General features: G+C 71.7%; 15 protein-coding genes and 1 tRNA gene. 12 read left to right on the plus strand and 4 right to left on the minus strand.

Features of this window, described 5'->3' with window-relative positions:
• Nucleotides 1–43 precede the first annotated feature (43 nt).
• From NVV32_RS10375 to hrpA, 8 genes are all read left to right on the plus strand, one after another.
• Nucleotides 44–116: transfer RNA gene (locus NVV32_RS10375), tRNA-Arg, on the plus strand.
• Between the two features lie 159 nt (nt 117–275).
• Nucleotides 276–1,016, plus strand: a complete 741-nt coding sequence (locus tag NVV32_RS10380; RefSeq protein WP_422390084.1) for a DUF4129 domain-containing protein — start codon at nt 276–278, stop codon at nt 1,014–1,016.
• Nucleotides 1,013–1,489 carry a hypothetical protein gene (locus NVV32_RS10385; protein ID WP_422390085.1) on the plus strand — a complete coding sequence of 159 codons (477 nt, stop codon included), beginning with the start codon at nt 1,013–1,015 and terminating at the stop codon, nt 1,487–1,489. The genes NVV32_RS10380 and NVV32_RS10385 overlap by 4 nt, the downstream gene beginning before the upstream one ends.
• Nucleotides 1,486–2,553, plus strand: coding sequence for an AAA family ATPase (locus NVV32_RS10390; RefSeq protein ID WP_422390086.1), 1,068 nt, complete (start codon nt 1,486–1,488; stop codon nt 2,551–2,553). Before NVV32_RS10385 ends, NVV32_RS10390 begins: the two co-directional genes overlap by 4 nt.
• Complete coding sequence (locus NVV32_RS10395; RefSeq protein ID WP_422390087.1) at nt 2,546–3,958, plus strand: DUF58 domain-containing protein; 1,413 nt, start codon at nt 2,546–2,548, stop codon at nt 3,956–3,958. Before NVV32_RS10390 ends, NVV32_RS10395 begins: the two co-directional genes overlap by 8 nt.
• Nucleotides 3,955–4,509: a hypothetical protein gene (locus NVV32_RS10400; RefSeq protein WP_422390088.1), complete on the plus strand. Its 555-nt coding sequence runs from the start codon at nt 3,955–3,957 to the stop codon at nt 4,507–4,509. Before NVV32_RS10395 ends, NVV32_RS10400 begins: the two co-directional genes overlap by 4 nt.
• A 95-nt stretch (nt 4,510–4,604) precedes the next feature.
• Nucleotides 4,605–5,573 carry a helix-turn-helix transcriptional regulator gene (locus NVV32_RS10405; protein ID WP_055773049.1) on the plus strand — a complete coding sequence of 323 codons (969 nt, stop codon included), beginning with the start codon at nt 4,605–4,607 and terminating at the stop codon, nt 5,571–5,573.
• A 77-nt stretch (nt 5,574–5,650) separates the two neighbouring features.
• Nucleotides 5,651–9,724 carry an ATP-dependent RNA helicase HrpA gene (gene hrpA / locus NVV32_RS10410; RefSeq protein ID WP_422390089.1) on the plus strand — a complete coding sequence of 1,358 codons (4,074 nt, stop codon included), beginning with the start codon at nt 5,651–5,653 and terminating at the stop codon, nt 9,722–9,724.
• 5 nt (nt 9,725–9,729) lie between these two features.
• Here hrpA and NVV32_RS10415 read toward each other — a convergent pair whose 3' ends face one another.
• On the minus strand, nt 9,730–10,155 hold the full coding sequence (locus NVV32_RS10415; RefSeq protein WP_422390090.1) for an HIT family protein: 426 nt from the start codon (nt 10,153–10,155) through the stop codon (nt 9,730–9,732).
• Between the two features lie 321 nt (nt 10,156–10,476).
• The gene (locus NVV32_RS10420) at nt 10,477–11,304 is read right to left on the minus strand and encodes a sulfurtransferase (RefSeq protein ID WP_422390091.1); all 828 of its coding nucleotides are present in this window, start codon (nt 11,302–11,304) and stop codon (nt 10,477–10,479) included.
• 150 nt (nt 11,305–11,454) lie between these two features.
• On the opposite strand from NVV32_RS10420, the gene NVV32_RS10425 reads away from it, so the two are divergent.
• Nucleotides 11,455–12,543: a PLP-dependent cysteine synthase family protein gene (locus NVV32_RS10425; RefSeq protein WP_422390092.1), complete on the plus strand. Its 1,089-nt coding sequence runs from the start codon at nt 11,455–11,457 to the stop codon at nt 12,541–12,543.
• 24 nt (nt 12,544–12,567) lie between these two features.
• On the opposite strand, the gene NVV32_RS10430 is transcribed toward NVV32_RS10425, so the two are convergent.
• The gene (locus NVV32_RS10430; RefSeq protein WP_422390093.1) at nt 12,568–13,227 is read right to left on the minus strand and encodes an MBL fold metallo-hydrolase; all 660 of its coding nucleotides are present in this window, start codon (nt 13,225–13,227) and stop codon (nt 12,568–12,570) included.
• 79 nt (nt 13,228–13,306) lie between these two features.
• On the opposite strand from NVV32_RS10430, the gene NVV32_RS10435 reads away from it, so the two are divergent.
• From NVV32_RS10435 to NVV32_RS10445, 3 genes are all read left to right on the plus strand, one after another.
• A complete protein-coding gene (locus NVV32_RS10435; RefSeq protein ID WP_422390094.1) occupies nt 13,307–13,837 on the plus strand; it encodes a Fur family transcriptional regulator in 531 nt (176 codons plus the stop codon).
• Between the two features lie 104 nt (nt 13,838–13,941).
• A complete protein-coding gene (locus tag NVV32_RS10440; protein WP_422390095.1) occupies nt 13,942–14,493 on the plus strand; it encodes a MarR family winged helix-turn-helix transcriptional regulator in 552 nt (183 codons plus the stop codon).
• Between the two features lie 73 nt (nt 14,494–14,566).
• Nucleotides 14,567–15,106, plus strand: coding sequence for a MarR family winged helix-turn-helix transcriptional regulator (locus NVV32_RS10445; protein WP_422390096.1), 540 nt, complete (start codon nt 14,567–14,569; stop codon nt 15,104–15,106).
• Here NVV32_RS10445 and NVV32_RS10450 read toward each other — a convergent pair.
• Complete coding sequence (locus NVV32_RS10450) at nt 15,075–15,992, minus strand: metal ABC transporter permease (protein WP_422390097.1); 918 nt, start codon at nt 15,990–15,992, stop codon at nt 15,075–15,077. The two genes, NVV32_RS10445 and NVV32_RS10450, sit on opposite strands and share 32 nt — an antisense overlap.
• Nucleotides 15,993–15,995 lie beyond the last annotated feature (3 nt).

Raw genomic sequence — 15,995 nt, forward strand, 5'->3', positions numbered from 1 at the left:
TAAGCTCGATGAGTCCCGCACGGGTACGGGAAATCCCGTCTCCGCCTTCGTAGCTCAGGGGATAGAGCGTCTGCCTCCGGAGCAGAAGGTCGTAGGTTCGAATCCTATCGAGGGCACCCCGGACTCCCACGGAGTCAACCGCCGTCGGCCCACCGGGCCGGGGGCGGTTCTGCTTTTGGTAGGCTCCACTGGACGCGGCCCCCGGGGCTGCACCAGCACCGACCGGCGGGGGAATCGTGGGGACGAAGCGCAGGTCGCGGCATTCGCATCCCCGCGTGGACGCACCTACGCTCCTCACCGTCGTCGTCCTCGTCCTCGCGGTGGTCGCCGCCGGTTTCATGGGCCGGCTGACGGCCCAGCCGGTCATCGACGCGCCCGTCACCACCGCCGCGCAGGAGAGCACCGCCGAACCCACACCAGCCGTGAGTGGCCCCGCGGAACCGGTCCCGGACGCCGAGCGGCTGATCATCAGCGGCGACACCGCGGCGGGTGCGATCCTCCTCCTCGTCATGATCAGCCTCGCCCTCCTCGTCCGGCTGCTCCTGCGCATCAGGCGGCGCCCGGAGCGTGACGGCAGCCCCGAGCCGACCGGCCTGCAGCAGGCCGGATCGCCCGGCCTCGTCGACGACGTGCTCCCTTCATGGACCGAGGACGCCGAACGCGCCCTCACGGACAGTGCAGACACCTCGGACGCGGTGATCCGCTGCTGGCTCGCCTTCGAGGACCTGTGCGCGGCAGCGGGCGTGGGCCGGACTCCCGCGCAGACCACCTCCGACTTCGCCGCCGCCGCCGCGTCCGCCCTCGATCTACCGCCCCGGCCGCTCACCGCCCTGAACCGTCTCTACCAGCGGGCGAGATTCAGCGCGTCGGGTCCGCACCCCGACGCCACCGACCCCGGGATGACCGCACCCGGCGCGGCGGGTGCGCACCTCGACGCCGCGGACCGCGAGCTGGCGCTGGCCTGCGTCCGGGCACTGTCCGCCGCCGTCGCAGCCCGCACCGGTCCTGCGCGGTGAAGCGCTCGGCCTGGGCGGTCACGGCTGTCCTCGTGGTCCTCGCGGGCGTCTCCGCCTGGTTCTTCGGGCTCGATCCCCGGCACGCCGTGGTGCTGGTCGGCGCGGCCTTCGCGGCAGGCATCGCCAACGGCCTCCTCGACGCGGTCGACGTCCCCCGGGCCCGGCTGACGCCACTGCCCGTCCCCGTCCGTGGCCTCGCGGAGATCCAGGCGCTGGAGTTCTCGCTCTCCTCGGCGGACCCCGGGATGCGTGCCGTCCTCGAGGTCCACGGGCTGGCCGCCGACGCCGCCCGTGCCCGTCCCGACGTGCCGAGGAGCCCGTCCTTCGACGCCTTCGTCGCACAGTCCCAGCCCGCACCCCTCGACCACCGCACCCTGCGCTCCCTCGCCGACGAGCTGGAGCGGATCGTCCTCTCGCCGCGTGCCACGGATGCCGCGCCGTCGCCCTCGAACAACTCCCAGGAGACCCGATGACCGCAGCAGACACCGCCCGCAGTTCCGGCGACCACGGACGCCGCATCGGCGCCGACGAGGCAGCCCGCATCGGCGCGCAGGTCATCGAGCGCACCGCCACCGTCGTCGTCGGCGCCGGGGGCGCCCTGCGCCTGGCCCTCGCGGCCGTCCTCGCGGGGGGACACGTCCTCTTCGAGGACCTGCCCGGACTCGGCAAGACCCTCGCGGCCAAGACGCTCGCGCAGGCGCTCGGCCTCGACTTCCGGCGCCTCCAGTTCACGCCTGACCTGCTGCCCTCGGACGTCACCGGTTCGTCGATCTTCAACCCGGCCACGCGCGAGTTCGAGTTCCGGGCGGGGCCCATCTTCGCCGGGCTGTTCCTCGCCGACGAGATCAACCGGACCTCGCCGAAGACGCAGTCGGCGCTGCTGGAGGCCATGGCGGAGGCACAGGTCTCGGCCGAGGGCACCACCCTCCCGCTGCGGCGCCCGTTCCATGTCTTCGCGACGTCCAACCCCATCGAGTTCGAGGGCACCTACCCGCTGCCCGAGGCACAGCTGGACCGCTTCATGGTCCGGCTGCGCTTCGGCTATCCCGGTGGGGGCGGCGAACAGGACATCATCGCGCGTCGCCTGGCACGCCGGCGCGACGAGACCCTCGTGGAGAGCGTGACCACCGCGGACGGACTGCTGGACCTCCAGGCCGCCGTCGAGTCGGTGCTGGTGGACGACGACGTCATCGACTACGCCGTGCGCCTCACCGCCGCGACGCGCACCCACCCGGCCGTCGAGGTCGGGGCATCGCCCCGCGGCTCACAGGCGCTCGTGCTGCTCGGCAGGGCTCTGGCCGTGCTCGACGGCCGCGCCTTCGTGCTCCCCGAGGACGTGAAGGAAGGCGCCGTGGCCGTGCTCGCGCACCGGCTCACGCTCACGCCGTCGGCCTGGGCGCAGGGTTTGGCGACGGAGAAGGTGGTGCAGGACGTCCTCGCCGAGGTCCCGACACCTCCGACCGTGCACCGTGGGACCGCGGACGAGAGCGTGATCGAGGGCGGGATCGAGGGCGGGCGGGGCGCGCACCGTGGCTGACACTCCGGGCGGCCACTCCCCCGGGTCGGCCCTCGCCGTGATCCTCGCCCTGGTGTGCGTGGTCTCCGGACTGGTATCCGGACGGCCGGACACCGTGGCACTGGGTGCGCCGCTCGCGCTCCTCGCCCTCGCCGGACGCAGGGCCCAGGTGCGCAGGACGGTGCATCCGTCCTTCTCCCTCGATCGACGCGGGCAGCAGCAGGGCGGTCGCCTGCGGCTGCTGCTGGCACCACCCGGCACCGACTCCGGGACGCCGCGCACCAGCCTGGTCGCAGCCGTCCTCGCAGCGCCCGGCTGCGCCCCCGACGTCCTGGTGCTCAGGGAGGGCGAGGAATGCCCGGTGCTCGCGGACGGACCGCTGTCGGGCGAGGTCGAGATCCTGTCCTACGGGACCCTCGGTCTCAGCCCGGATCTCACGCACGCGTCCGCCTTCCACCCGGCGCCACCCGTCCGCGTCAGCATCCTCCCTCCCATCGGGTCCCTGCTCGCGCGGCCCGTCTCGCGTCGACTCGTCGGCCTGGCCGGCACGCACGGCTCGAGGCGTCCCGGGGAGGGAGCGGAGCTGAGGACCATCGCGCCCCTCGAGCCCGGTGACCAGCTCCGGCGGATCGACTGGCGCTCCACCGCGCGCCGCTCGACCGACCAGGACCGCCTGATGGTCCGCCGATCCTTCGCCGACGCCGAGGCCTCGGTCCTGCTCGTGATCGACCAGGGACACGACCTGCCCGCGTCGACCTCCGACTGGTTCGCGGCGGGATCACCCCGGCTGGTGACGGGATCGCTGCACGGTGCCAGGACGGCGGCGGCGACGATCGCGGCCTCGTACCTGGCGGCCGGCGACCGCGTGGGACTGGACGATCTCGGCGGGACGCGCCGCGCGCTGCGCACGGCCTCGGGCGCCCGGCACCTCGAGCAGATCCGCGCCCGCCTGGCGGCCACCGGGGTGGTTCCCCGCCGACGGCGACGGCGCGATCCCGTGCCGCCGCAGGGCGCCGTCGTCGTGGTGCTGTCCGCGTTCCTGGACCCCGAACCGGGACGCCTGCTGAAGCTCTGGCACGCCCGGGGGCACGTGGTGATCGGCGTCGACTGCGTCCCCGTGCTGGAACGGACCGAGGCCACGCCGGCGCAGGAGAGGAGCGTGCGGCTGACCCTGCTGCGACGTCGCCTCCTCCTCGAGGACCTGCGCCGGGACGGCATCGCCGTGGTGGATGGCTCCGTGGTGGAGGGACTCCTGGCCGACCGGGACCGGATGGCAGCACGCCCTGCGGCGTCCGGCACGACAGCTCCGTCCGGTCGGGACCGACCGGCGCGCCAGGCCGATCTTGCGGTCGGTCCCGACCTGTCCCTCCCGACCGGCTTCCGCCTCCTCGCCCGCCGTGGCCGCCCTCCGGGGGTGCGGCCGTGAGGTGGCCCCTGGCCGGGGCACGCCGGGCGACGCACGTCGGCACCCCCGCGGTGCCGGATCGCCGCGGGCTCGTGCCCCTGTGGACCGTGCGCTGCGCCGCAGCTCTCATCGCCGTCCTCCTCGGCGCCCTCGTCTGGAACGGGAGCGGCTGGATCGTCCTGCCCGTCGTGGTGGCCGCGGGCGCAGCGATCCTCCCGTCGATCGGGCTCACGGTGCTCACCCTGCTCCTGCTCATCGTGGCGTACGCCGTGAACATCCCGGCCGGCTCACCGTGGCTCCTGGTCTTCGCCGCCGGCCTGCACGCGGTCTTCGTCCTGGACCTCCTGCTGGTGCACCTGCCGCTGCGCGGCTGGATCAGCCTGTCCGCCCTCCGCCTCCTCGGGGTGTCCTTCCTGCGCGTGCAGGCGGTCGCGCAGCCGCTGGCCGTCCTCGCGCTGCTCGTCGACGACGCCGGGTCCAGCCTCCCGCTCGTCCTCGTCGGCGTCGCCGCGCTGGTCGCCTGGTGCTGCTGGCTCATCGGACGGCGGCCACCGCAGCGGTCCCGTCGGTAGGTCGCGGGCAGCAGGCGGCCCGGGGGCGGCTGCCCGTGGGGCACCGCCGGATAATGCGGACAGGTGCTGACCGCACGTCGCCGTACCCTTGGAGCATGATCGAGACCTCGGCCCGGTTGCTGCAGCTCCTCTCGCTCCTTCAGCTGCGGCGCGAGTGGACCGGACCGGCGCTCGCCCAGCGCATGGACGTCACGGAGCGGACCGTCCGCCGGGACATCGGGAAGCTGCGCACGCTCGGCTATCCGATCAACGCCTCCCCCGGTGTCGCGGGCGGCTACCAGCTGGGTGCCGGCGCGCAGCTGCCTCCCCTCCTGCTCGACGACGACGAGGCGCTCGCCGTCGCGATCGGTCTGACCGCCGTGACGGCGAGCCCTGTCTCCGGGGTCGGGGAGGCGTCCGTCCGTGCGCTCACGAAACTCGAGCAGGTCCTCCCGCCGCGCCTCCGCCCGCGGTTCTCGGGTCTCCGCTCAGCCGTCACGCGCATGGCCGCCGCGAGCACGCCGGTGAATCCCGAGGTGCTGACGTCTCTCTCCGCGGCGATCACGGAGCGGCGCTGCGTGGCCTTCCGCTACGACCGGCACGACGGCGAGTCGTCCCGCCGCGTCGTCGAGCCCTACCGGCTCGTCGACACCGGCCGTCGGTGGTATCTCGTCGCCTACGACCGCTCGCGCGAGGACTGGCGGACGTTCCGCGTGGACCGATGCCAGAGCGTGCCGGTGGCCCGCGATCGCTTCGTCCCGCGCCCGCTGCCGGCCGCCGACCTCGCCGCCTACGTCCAGCAGTCCATCACGCGCTCCCCCTACTCCTACGACGCCGTGATCCGCTTCAGCGCACCCCTCCACGAGCTCGAGGCCCGCGTGCCCTCGAGCACAGGGACCCTCGAGGCCGACGGCGAGGACCACACCCTGCTGAGGGCCGGCTTCGACTCGCTGGATTTCCCGCTGGCCTACCTCGCGAGCTGGGACATCGACTTCGTGGTGCTCGAACCCCCGGAGATGCGCGAGCGCGTGGCCGTTGTCGCGGACCGGCTGCGGCGGTCCGCCGGGGCTGCCACGGAGTCCTGACGCGGAGGGTGGGAGCCGCAGCCCTCGGTGAACGCCCGACACCGGGTGGACGCGAGGAACTAGACTGGCAGGCAACTATGGCACTGACACTCTCCTACCCCGCGGACCTCCCCGTCTCGGACCGCCGGGCAGACATCATGGCCGCCATCGCGGCCAACCAGGTCACCATCATCGCCGGCGAGACCGGTTCCGGGAAGACGACGCAGATCCCGAAGATGTGCCTCGAGCTCGGCCTCGCCGAGAACGGGCTGATCGGCCACACCCAGCCGCGGCGCCTCGCAGCCCGCACCGTCGCCGAACGCATCGCGGAGGAACTGCAGGTGCCGCTCGGCGAGGAGGTCGGGTACCAGGTCCGCTTCACCGGTTCCGTGGGCCGGAAGACGAAGATCAAGCTGATGACGGACGGCATCCTGCTCGCCGAGATCCAGCACGACCGCATGCTGCGCAAGTACAGCACGATCATCATCGACGAGGCCCATGAGCGCAGCCTCAACATCGACTTCATCCTCGGCTACCTCAGGCGCATCCTGCCGGAGCGCCCGGACCTCAAGGTCATCATCACCTCGGCGACCATCGACCCGGAGCGCTTCGCCGCGCACTTCGCCGCCGACGCCGCCGTGGAGAACACCTCGCCCGCCCCGATCATCGAGGTCTCCGGACGCACCTATCCCGTCGAGATCCGGTACAGGCCGCTCGACCAGCCGCCGGGCGGGCTCGACGACGGGGACGGCGGCGCGGACAGCGAGCTCGAGGAGGAGCGCGATCCGCTCGACGCGGTCTGCGACGCCGTCGACGAGCTCTCCCTCGAGGCTCCCGGCGACATCCTCGTGTTCTTCTCCGGCGAGCGCGAGATCCGCGATGCCGCCGATGCTCTCCGCGCCCGGATCCAGGCGACGCAGCGACTCCGCGGGACCGAGGTCCTCCCCCTGTTCGCGCGGCTCTCCCTCGAGGAGCAGCACCGCGTCTTCCGCCCGACGGGCAGCCACCGGAGGATCGTCCTCGCGACGAACGTCGCCGAGACCTCCTTGACGGTGCCCGGCATCAAGTACGTCATCGACACCGGGACCGCGCGCATCTCCCGCTACTCCCACCGCACGAAGGTGCAGAGACTGCCGATCGAGCGCGTCTCGCAGGCGTCGGCGAACCAGCGATCGGGGCGCAGCGGCCGCGTCTCGGACGGTATCGCCATCCGCCTCTACTCGGAGGAGGACTACGCCTCCCGCCGGCCCTTCACCGAGCCGGAGATCCTGCGCACGAGCCTCGCCGCCGTCATCCTGCAGATGGCCGCCATGGGGGTCACGCGGAGTCCGAAGGACATCGCGGAGTTCCCGTTCGTGGAGCCGCCCGAAACGAAGGCGATCAATGACGGCGTCGCGCTCCTGCGTGAGCTCGGCGCGCTGAAGGACGACGGCAGTCTGTCCGCCGTCGGCCGCAAGCTCGCCCAGCTCCCCGTGGACCCGCGACTGGGCCGGATGATCGTGGAGGCCGGTGCCCGCGGCGCCGTCAAGGAGGTCATGGTGCTCGCCGCGGCCCTGACCATCCAGGACCCCCGCGAGCGGCCGTCCGCGGACCAGCCCGCCAAGCAGCAGCAGGCCGCCGAGAAGCACAAGCGCTTCGTGGACGAGAACTCGGACTTCACGGCGTACCTCAACCTCTGGCGGTACCTGCAGGAGAAGCAGGACGAGCTGTCCTCGACGCAGTTCCGCAAGCTGTGCCGCGCCGAGTTCATCAACTACCTCCGCGTCCGGGAGTGGCAGGACCTGTTCCAGCAGCTGCGCCAGCTGGCCAAACCCCTCGGCATCACCCTGCCCGCGGGACCCGTGGACCCGGTGGGCCTGCACGAGCAGATCCACGTCAGCCTGCTGTCGGGACTGCTGAGCAACATCGGTCTCTACGACCAGCGCAAGCGCGAGTACGCGGGCGCCCGCGGGACACGCTTCGCCGTCTTCCCGGGGTCCGCCCTGTTCAAGAAGTCGCCGGACTGGGTGATGGCCGCCGAACTCGTCGAGACCTCCCGGCTCTGGGCGCGGGTCGTCGCCCGGATCGATCCCCTGTGGGCCGAGCAGGTGGCCCCGCACCTCGTGAAGCGCACCTACAGCGAGCCGCACTGGTCCCGGAAGATGGGCTCGGTCATGGCCTACGAGAAGGTGACGCTGTACGGCGTGCCGATCGTGCCGCAGCGGCGCATCAACTACGGGCGGATCGACCGCGAGGTGGCCCGCGAGCTCTTCATCCGGCATGCCCTCGTCGAGGGCGACTGGAAGACGCACCACACGTTCTTCAGCCGCAACCAGGCCCGGCTGGCCGAGATCGAGGAGCTGGAGAACCGCCTGCGGCGGCGGGACCTGCGGGTCGACGACGAGACGCTCTTCGAGTTCTACGACCAGCGCATCGGCGCCGACGTCGTATCGGAGCGCCACTTCGACGCATGGTGGAAGAAGGCACGCCACGAGTCCCCGGACCTGCTCGACTTCGATCCGGAGCAGCTGCTCGCCGACGACGCCACAGAGCTCGACGAGACGGCCTTCCCGACCGTCTGGCACCAGGCGGGGTTCGAGCTTCCGCTCACCTACGAGTTCTCGCCCCTCACCCCGGGCGCGCACGACGGCGTCACCGTGACCATCCCTGTGCTGTTCCTCAACCAGCTCGATCCGAAGCCCTTCCGCTGGCAGATCCCCGGACAGCGCGTCGAGCTCGTCACGGCCCTCATCAAGTCCCTGCCGAAGCAGGTGCGGAAGAACTTCGTGCCGGCCCCGGACGTCGCCCGGTCCACCGTCGCCGCCCTGGCGTCCGACTTCGACCCGGCCGGGGACGATCTCGAGACGTCGCTCGAGCTCGCGCTGCGCCGCCTGCGCGGACACATCATCCCGCCGGGCTCGTGGAACTGGTCGACCATCCCGGCGCACCTGCTGATGATGTTCCGCATCGTCGACGCCGACGGCCGGGTCCTCGACGAGTCCCGCGATCTCGAGGCCCTGAGGGAGTCCCTGGCCCCGGCGGTCAGCCGCGCCATCGCGCAGTCGCTCGGTGCCACACCGGGCAGCACGCGGCGGGAGGGAACCTCCCGCGGCCCCGGACGCGGTGGCAGGGGTGCCGGCGGCACGGCGGACGACGGGCGGGGCACCGGGAGCACCGGTCCGCTGGGGCGCGACGACGCCCGCCACGGACCGGCGCGCACCGACGGCCGGGACGCCCGGACACCCGCATCGCGGGACGTCCCCGACGTCGCCGCGGGAGCCGTGAGGGGCGGGGTCGCCGTCGCGGAGGCCCCGGCGGTGGCGGAGCGCACCGGGGAGAAGGCCTGGGTCTTCGGCAGCATCGAGCGCGAGGTCTCGCGAACGGTTGCCGGCCACCGCATCACGGGCTTCCCGGCGCTCGTGGACGAGGGTGCCACCGTGGGTCTCCGGGTCTTCCCCACGCCGGGCGAGCAGGCCACGGTGATGCGCGCCGGGATCATCCGGCTCCTGTCCCTGCGCATCCCGAGTCCGGCGAAGTACGTGCTGGAGCACCTCAGCAACACGGAGAAGCTCACGTTCAGCCAGAACCCGCACGGGAGTGTCGCGGAACTCATCCGTGACTGCTCGCTGGCCGCGATCGACAAGCTCGTCCCCGAGGACCTGCCCTGGACCGACGAGGCGTTCGACCGACTGTACGAGGAGGTGCGGGCCGAGCTGATCGACACGGTCTTCACCGTCACGGCCACCGTGGAGAAGATCCTCGCCAGTACGCGACGGATCCAGAAGCAGCTCAGGGGCACCACGAGCCTCGCGCTGATCACGGCCCTGAACGACATCCGCAGCCAGCTGGAGCACCTCGTGTATCCGGGGTTCGTCGCGGCGACGGGGTACGCGCAGCTCGCGCACCTGCCGCGCTACCTCCGGGCCATCGAGGTCCGTCTGGAGAAGCTGCCCACGAACGTCCAGCGCGACGGCCTCGGCCTGGCGACGGTGCAGCGGTTGGAGGACGAGTACGACGACGCCGTGGCGTCCCTCGCGGCCGGGCGGCACCGGCCCGAGAGCCTCCGCCGCGTGCGCTGGATGACCGAGGAGCTACGCGTCAGCCTGTTCGCGCAGGACCTCGGTACCGCGTACTCCGTGTCCGAGAAGCGGATCAGGACCGCCCTCAACGAGGCGATGGCTGCCGCGCGGTAGGCCCGTCACACGGGGACCGATTCCCCGTGACCGGCGTCGCGCAGCGCCTGGCGCAGGGTCTCGGCGTGCTGGTCCATCGCCTCCGGCTTCACGGCGAGGTCCACCTTCTTCACGTCGAAGTCCGCCGGTGACTGCGTGGGCCACACGTGGACGTGCAGGTGCGGCACCTCGTAGCCCTCGAGGAGGACGCCGACACGCTGCGCACCGAAGGCCGACTGCTGCGCCTTCCCGATCGTCTGGGCGACCGTCATGACCTTCGCGAGCGTGTCGGTGTCGGCTTCCAGCCAGTGCTCGATCTCCTGGCGGGGCACGACCAGCGTGTGGCCCGGTGTGATGGGCGCGATCGTCAGGAAGGCGACGACGTCGTCGTCCTGCCAGACGAAGCGGCCGGGGATCTCGCCGTCGATGATCTTCGTGAAGAGCGTGGTCATGGGGACTCCTGGTGGTGCGGCGGTCGGAGCACTGCCCTGGCGCTCCGGCAGGCGGACGGGACCGCGCAGTGGCGGTGGAGCGGGGCGTCCCGGGTTCATACGGAGGACGCTACCGCGCGGTGCAGCTGCGATCCACCACGCGGGACGCGGCACGGCCGGGGTCGACCGTGCCGCGGCGACTGTGCAGCGGAGAACGTGCAGCGACGACCGTGCCGCGGCGACTGCGCTGCGGCGTCGTGTGCTGTGCGCCTCCACGACACAGGAGTGGACGGGCGGGACGAGTGTCGCCGTCGGCACCCGCCCCGCCCGGTCCGCCCGCGGTCAGGCGCCCGTGGCGACCGGAAGCCCCTCCGTGGTCGACCACTGCGACCACGAGCCGGGGAACAGTGCGGCGTCGATGCCCGCGATCTCGAGCGCGGCGATCTGGTGGGCGGCGGTGATCCCCGATCCGCAGTAGACGGCGACCCTCCCCCGGTCGGCGCCCAGGGCGTCGAAACGGCGGCGGAGCTCCGCTGCCGGCCGGAAGCGCCGGTCCTCCCCGAGGTTCTCGGTGGTCGGAGCGCTGATGGCACCCGGGATGTGGCCCGCCCGGGGATCGACCGGTTCCAGCTCGCCCCGGAAGCGTTCCGCGGCGCGGGCATCGAGGAGCACGTCGACCAGCGCCGCATCCACGAGGTCCGGCACGTCGACCACCGGCATCCGCCCGGTGGAGAGGTGCACGTTCCCCACGCAGTGGCGCTCCTCCCCGCCCTCGACGTCGAACCCGGCGGCACGCCAGGCGGTCAGACCGCCGTCGAGCAGGCTGACGGAGGTGAAGCCCGCGTCCCGCAGGAGCCACCACAGCCGGGCCGCCGCGAGGTTCCCGGACGCGTCGTAGGCGACCACGGTGTCGCCGTCGTTGAGTCCCCACTGGCGTGCAGCTTCCTGGAGCGCGTCGGCATCCGGGAGCGGATGGCGGCCGAGGCCGGGCCCGCCGGGTGCGCACAGCTGCGTCTCCAGGTCCACGAACACGGCACCGGGTATGTGGGCTGCGCGGTAGTGCTCGTGTCCGTGGGGGTCACCCAGGGACCAGCGCACATCGAGCAGGATCGTCTGCGCACCGGAGGTCATCCGGGCCTGCAGGTCCTGCACACCCATCAGAGTCTTCATCGAGATCTCCTGTCGGGACGGGCGACCGGACCTGCGGTGGTCACCGCGGCCGGTCCTGATGCAGGCCAGTCCACCACACTGCCGTCCCCGCTCCAAGAAGCCCACGCCGGACCTGCAGGACGGCCCTGGCACGGCTTGTAGGCTGGCATCATGCCCAGGTTCAGCGCCGCCGACAGATCGTGGTCCGACGACGCCGTGCGCCGCATCGAGGCGGACGGCAACCGCTCCGCGGACACGCACCTGTTCGCCGTCCCCCTCCCCGAGGAATGGGGCGTCCAGGTCTACCTCAAGGACGAGTCGACGCACCGCACGGGCAGCCTCAAGCACCGCCTCGCCCGGTCCTTGTTCCTGTTCGGCCTGGTCAACGGCTGGATCACGGAGGGGACCACCATCGTGGAGGCTTCCAGCGGCTCCACCGCCGTCTCCGAGGCCTACTTCGCGCAGCTCCTCGGCCTCCCGTTCGTCGCCGTGATGACGGCGACCACGAGCCGCGAGAAGATCGCCCTGATCGAGCAGTACGGCGGCACCTGCCGGTTCGTCGAGCACGCCTCCGACGTCTACGCCGTCGCCGAGACGGTCGCCCGCGAGACGGGCGGACACTACATGGACCAGTTCACCTATGCGGAGCGTGCCACCGACTGGCGGGGGAACAACAACATCGCCGAGTCCATCTTCGACCAGCTCTCCCTCGAACCGCACCCGCTGCCCGCGTGGATCGTGGTGGGAGCGGGCACGGGCGGAACGAGCGCCACGATCGGGCGATACCTGCGCTACCATCGCCACCCCACGCGGCTGGCCGTCGTCGATCCCGAGGGGTCGGCCTTCTACCCGGCGTGGGCGCACCCGGGATCGACGCCCGGCGGCCGTCCGTCACGCATCGAGGGGATCGGCAGGCCCCGTCCGGAACCGAGCTTCGTCCCCTCCGTGATCGACGCGATGATCCAGGTACCGGATGCGGCCTCCGTCGCCGCGGCCCGCCACCTGCGGGCGCTCACCGGCCTGCACGCCGGACCGTCCACCGGGACGAATCTCTGGGGAGTCTGGCAACTCGTGGCCGACCTCGTGGCCGACGGACGGACCGGGAGCATCGTGTCCCTGATGTGCGACTCCGGCGACCGGTACACGGCGACGTACGACGACGACGCCTGGCTCAGGCGCAAGGGCCTGGACCCCGCGGAACCAGCGGCCGTGCTGGAATCGTTCTTCGCCACCGGCCGGTGGCCACACGACGCGTCCTGAGGGACACGCAGCGGCCTGCGTCCGTCAGACCTCGACGCTCTCCCGCACGTCGAGGTGGCGGAACTCGGTGCCGTAGGGCGCCCCCAGCCGGGTGACCTGGCCCTCGACCATGCCGAGGCCGGCCTCGTTGAGGAGCCCGTCATGGATCTGGTAGGCACGCGCCGCCCGCACGGAGGTCACGAAGTCCACCACCTCGGACAGCTTCGACCAGGGCGCATGCACCGGGACCAGGAGCGTCTGCACCCCGATGCCGTCGGGGACGATCAGCGAGTCGCCCGGATGGTAGACGGATCCGCCGATCAGGTAGCCGACATTGGCGATCATCGGGATGACGGGGTGGATCAGCGCGTGCTGCCCCCCGTAGGTCCTGATGGGGACGCCGGCCGCAGTGAACTCCTCGCCACCGCCCACGGCGTGGACGCGCTCCTCCGAGCCCTCCCCCAGTGCCGCGACCACAGCGTCCGCCGCCGACTGCGGCGCCCAGAGCTCGATCCCCTGGTCGGCCTGGAGGACCGCCACCACGCGGTCCAGCGCGATGTGGTCGGGATGCTCGTGGGTGATCAGCACAGCGGTGGCACCCTGCAGGGCCTCCTCGACCTCCGAGAAGGTGCCGGGGTCGACGACGAGGACGGCGCCGTCCTGCTCGAACCGGACGCACGAGTGGGAGTACTTGGTGAGCTTCATGGCCTCAGACTACTCGCGCCCACGCTGATAATCTTGACTCTGGTCCAGGGCACCCGAGTGCCCGCGGGAAAGGGAGGACATGACGCCCGAGGCGACATCCGCGGCAGCGCGGAAGGCTGCTCACGAGCAGGGACCGCGCACGGCGCGGAACACCGGGACGGGCACGGGACCGGATGCCGAAGCTGCTCCGACCGGCCGCAAGGCCCCCGAGCAACGGGTGACGCGCCAGCGGCGCGCCGTGAGCGCTGCACTGGACGAGCTCGACGACTTCCTGAGCACGCAGGAGCTCCACCGGCTCCTGCACGACCGCGGCGAGTCGGTCTCCCTGGCCACCACCTACCGGATCCTCCAGTCCATGGCCGACGACGGCGTGGTGGACGTCCTGCGGAACGGTGACAACGAAGCGGTGTACCGGCGCTGCGCCGTCGAGCACCACCACCACCACCTGCTCTGCAGGAACTGCGGTAGGACCGTCGAGATCGAAGCCCCTGCCGTCGAGCAGTGGGCCACACGGGTCGCGGCCGAGCACGGCTTCACCGATGCCGCCCACACGGTGGAGATCTACGGACTCTGCCCCGAGTGCACTGCTGCGGCAGCCGGCGTCCGATAGGCGTCGGGACGTCGGCGCGACCCGATGAGCCGCCCTGCTGCGTCCATCGCGGCGGAGATCTTCCCGCTGACCGTGTCGGCACCGTCGATTATCCTTGAACGGTGATGTCCTCCGGCAGCTCCGGCCCCAGCGGCGACCGCCCGCAGTCCCCCGCACCCGGCGATCCTGCCGACGCAGGTGCCCTCGCGGACCTGATCGAGGCGGTCCGCCGATACCGCGACGCCGAGGAGTCCATGCGCGGAACGAGCAGGGATTCGATGCATCTCGGGAAGACGGACATGTCGGCCCTCCGCCTGATGCTCCGGGCCGGCCGGACCGGCACACCGCTCAGCGCAGCGGCGCTGGCCCGGCAGCTCGAGATCTCCTCGGCCGCCACCACGGTCCTCGTCGACCGGCTCGAGAAGAGCGGCCACGCCGAACGCCGGCGCAGCGCCACCGATCGGCGGGCCATCGAGATCTGGCCGACACCCACCACCGACGACGAGGTACGGTCCACGATGGGCGTCCTCCACGAACGGATGATGGGTGTCGCCGCTGCTCTCCCTCCCCGGGACTGCGCCACGATCCACCGGTTCCTCCTGCGGCTCGGCGCCGCCATGTCCGGCATGACCGCGGCGGACGGTGCCGCGCAGGCCCTCCCCCGTCAGAACGCCTGACCGTCGAACCGACCGCTGGTGGTCCCGGGACCTCCCTAGAGAGATTGACTACTAGATGGTCTAAACTGTCACCATGAAACCTTCGGACGCACGGCAGGGAGCAGGATACTGGTACCCGCCGTCAGGAGAAGGGAGCACCGCGGAGGCAGCCACGGGCGTCGACGTCCTGAACGCCCTGCGCGCCTACCGGAACGTGGAGAGCGGCCTCCGGCGACGCCTCAGCCAGCGGCTCAGCATCAACGAGACGGACCTCGGGGCCCTGCGCTACCTGCTCTCCGTCTGGCACCGGGACCAGGGTGCGAGCCCCAAGGATCTCGCTCTCGCGCTGGGGATCTCGAGTGCGTCCACCACGCTCGTGATCGACAGGCTCGAGAAGGCCGGTTTCATCCGTCGTCGCCGGCATCCGGTCGATCGACGTGCCGTGATCCTCGAGCCCGGTGAGCGTGCCACCGACGAGTTCCGCTCGGCGTTCGACATCGAGAAGCAGGGCGTGCTGGCAGCAGCGGACGGACTGACCAGCGAGGAGACCGAGACGGTCACCCGCTTCCTCCGCAACATGGAGCAGGCGATCGCGGACGCCGTCAGCCAGCCGGAGCGCTCGCAGGACGCCTGACACTTCGGCCCGGCTCCGGACCCGCCGTGCCCCGACGCGATCCCCGGCGCGACCTCCTCGACGAGATGACACGGCATGCGAGGTAGATGGCGAACGAGATCGTCGTGACGTACGGGCTGATGGGGATGCGTCCGCCCAGGGCGAGGAGGATTCCGCCCACCACCGAGACGCAGGCGAAGGTCACGCTGAGGAGCACCACCAGGCCGGGGGCCGAGGTGACCTTGAGGGCGGCGGCCGCAGGCGTGATGAGCAGGGCCAGCACCAGGAGCGCCCCGACCACCTGGATGGAGAGGGCCACCGAGACCCCGAGCAGCACCATGAAGAGGATCGACAGCCCGCGGACGGGTACACCGCGTGCCTCCGCGAGATCCGCGTCGGCACTGGCGAAGGTCAGGGGACGCCAGATCGCGGCCAGCGCGAGCATCACGACGACGGCGCATCCGACCAGGAGGTTCAGCTGCACGTCGTCGACGGAGACGATCTGCCCGGTCAGCAGTCCGAATTTGTTGGCCGCCCTCCCCTCGTAGAGCGCGAGGAAGAGGATGCCGAGCCCCAGACCGAACGGCATGACGACGCCGATGATCGAATTGCGGTCGCGCGCCCGGATGCCCATCAGTCCCAGGGTGAGGGCGGCGAGGACGGACCCGACGAGGGAACCCGCCACCACGTTCGCCCCGACCAGCAGGGCGAAGGCGGCGCCGGCGAAGGACAGTTCGGCGATCCCGTGCACGGCGAACGCGAGGTCGCGCATCATCACGAAGGTGCCGATGAGTCCGCCGAGCAGTCCCAGCACGGCTCCCGCGATCAGTGAGTTCCTGACGAGTGGGAGGAGCTGGGCGTAGTTGTCGAAGGTGAAGACGGCGCTGATGGCGTCCTGGAGATCCATGGT

It is taken from the genome of Arthrobacter sp. N1 (genome assembly GCF_048288285.1).
In the GTDB taxonomy this organism is placed as follows: domain Bacteria; phylum Actinomycetota; class Actinomycetes; order Actinomycetales; family Micrococcaceae; genus Arthrobacter_D.

What these genes read in the sequence shown, in the direction of transcription:
- NVV32_RS10420 (WP_422390091.1), bottom strand. Translation starts at nt 11,304, where the DNA reads ATGAAGACTCTGATGGGTGTGCAGGACCTGCAGGCCCGGATGACCTCC.
- NVV32_RS10445 (WP_422390096.1), top strand. Translation starts at nt 14,567, where the DNA reads ATGAAACCTTCGGACGCACGGCAGGGAGCAGGATACTGGTACCCGCCG.
- NVV32_RS10430 (WP_422390093.1), bottom strand. Translation starts at nt 13,227, where the DNA reads ATGAAGCTCACCAAGTACTCCCACTCGTGCGTCCGGTTCGAGCAGGAC.
- NVV32_RS10435 (WP_422390094.1), top strand. Translation starts at nt 13,307, where the DNA reads ATGACGCCCGAGGCGACATCCGCGGCAGCGCGGAAGGCTGCTCACGAG.
- NVV32_RS10405 (WP_055773049.1), top strand. Translation starts at nt 4,605, where the DNA reads ATGATCGAGACCTCGGCCCGGTTGCTGCAGCTCCTCTCGCTCCTTCAG.
- NVV32_RS10425 (WP_422390092.1), top strand. Translation starts at nt 11,455, where the DNA reads ATGCCCAGGTTCAGCGCCGCCGACAGATCGTGGTCCGACGACGCCGTG.
- NVV32_RS10450 (WP_422390097.1), bottom strand. Translation starts at nt 15,992, where the DNA reads ATGGATCTCCAGGACGCCATCAGCGCCGTCTTCACCTTCGACAACTAC.
- NVV32_RS10415 (WP_422390090.1), bottom strand. Translation starts at nt 10,155, where the DNA reads ATGACCACGCTCTTCACGAAGATCATCGACGGCGAGATCCCCGGCCGC.
- NVV32_RS10440 (WP_422390095.1), top strand. Translation starts at nt 13,942, where the DNA reads ATGTCCTCCGGCAGCTCCGGCCCCAGCGGCGACCGCCCGCAGTCCCCC.
- NVV32_RS10390 (WP_422390086.1), top strand. Translation starts at nt 1,486, where the DNA reads ATGACCGCAGCAGACACCGCCCGCAGTTCCGGCGACCACGGACGCCGC.
- hrpA (WP_422390089.1), top strand. Translation starts at nt 5,651, where the DNA reads ATGGCACTGACACTCTCCTACCCCGCGGACCTCCCCGTCTCGGACCGC.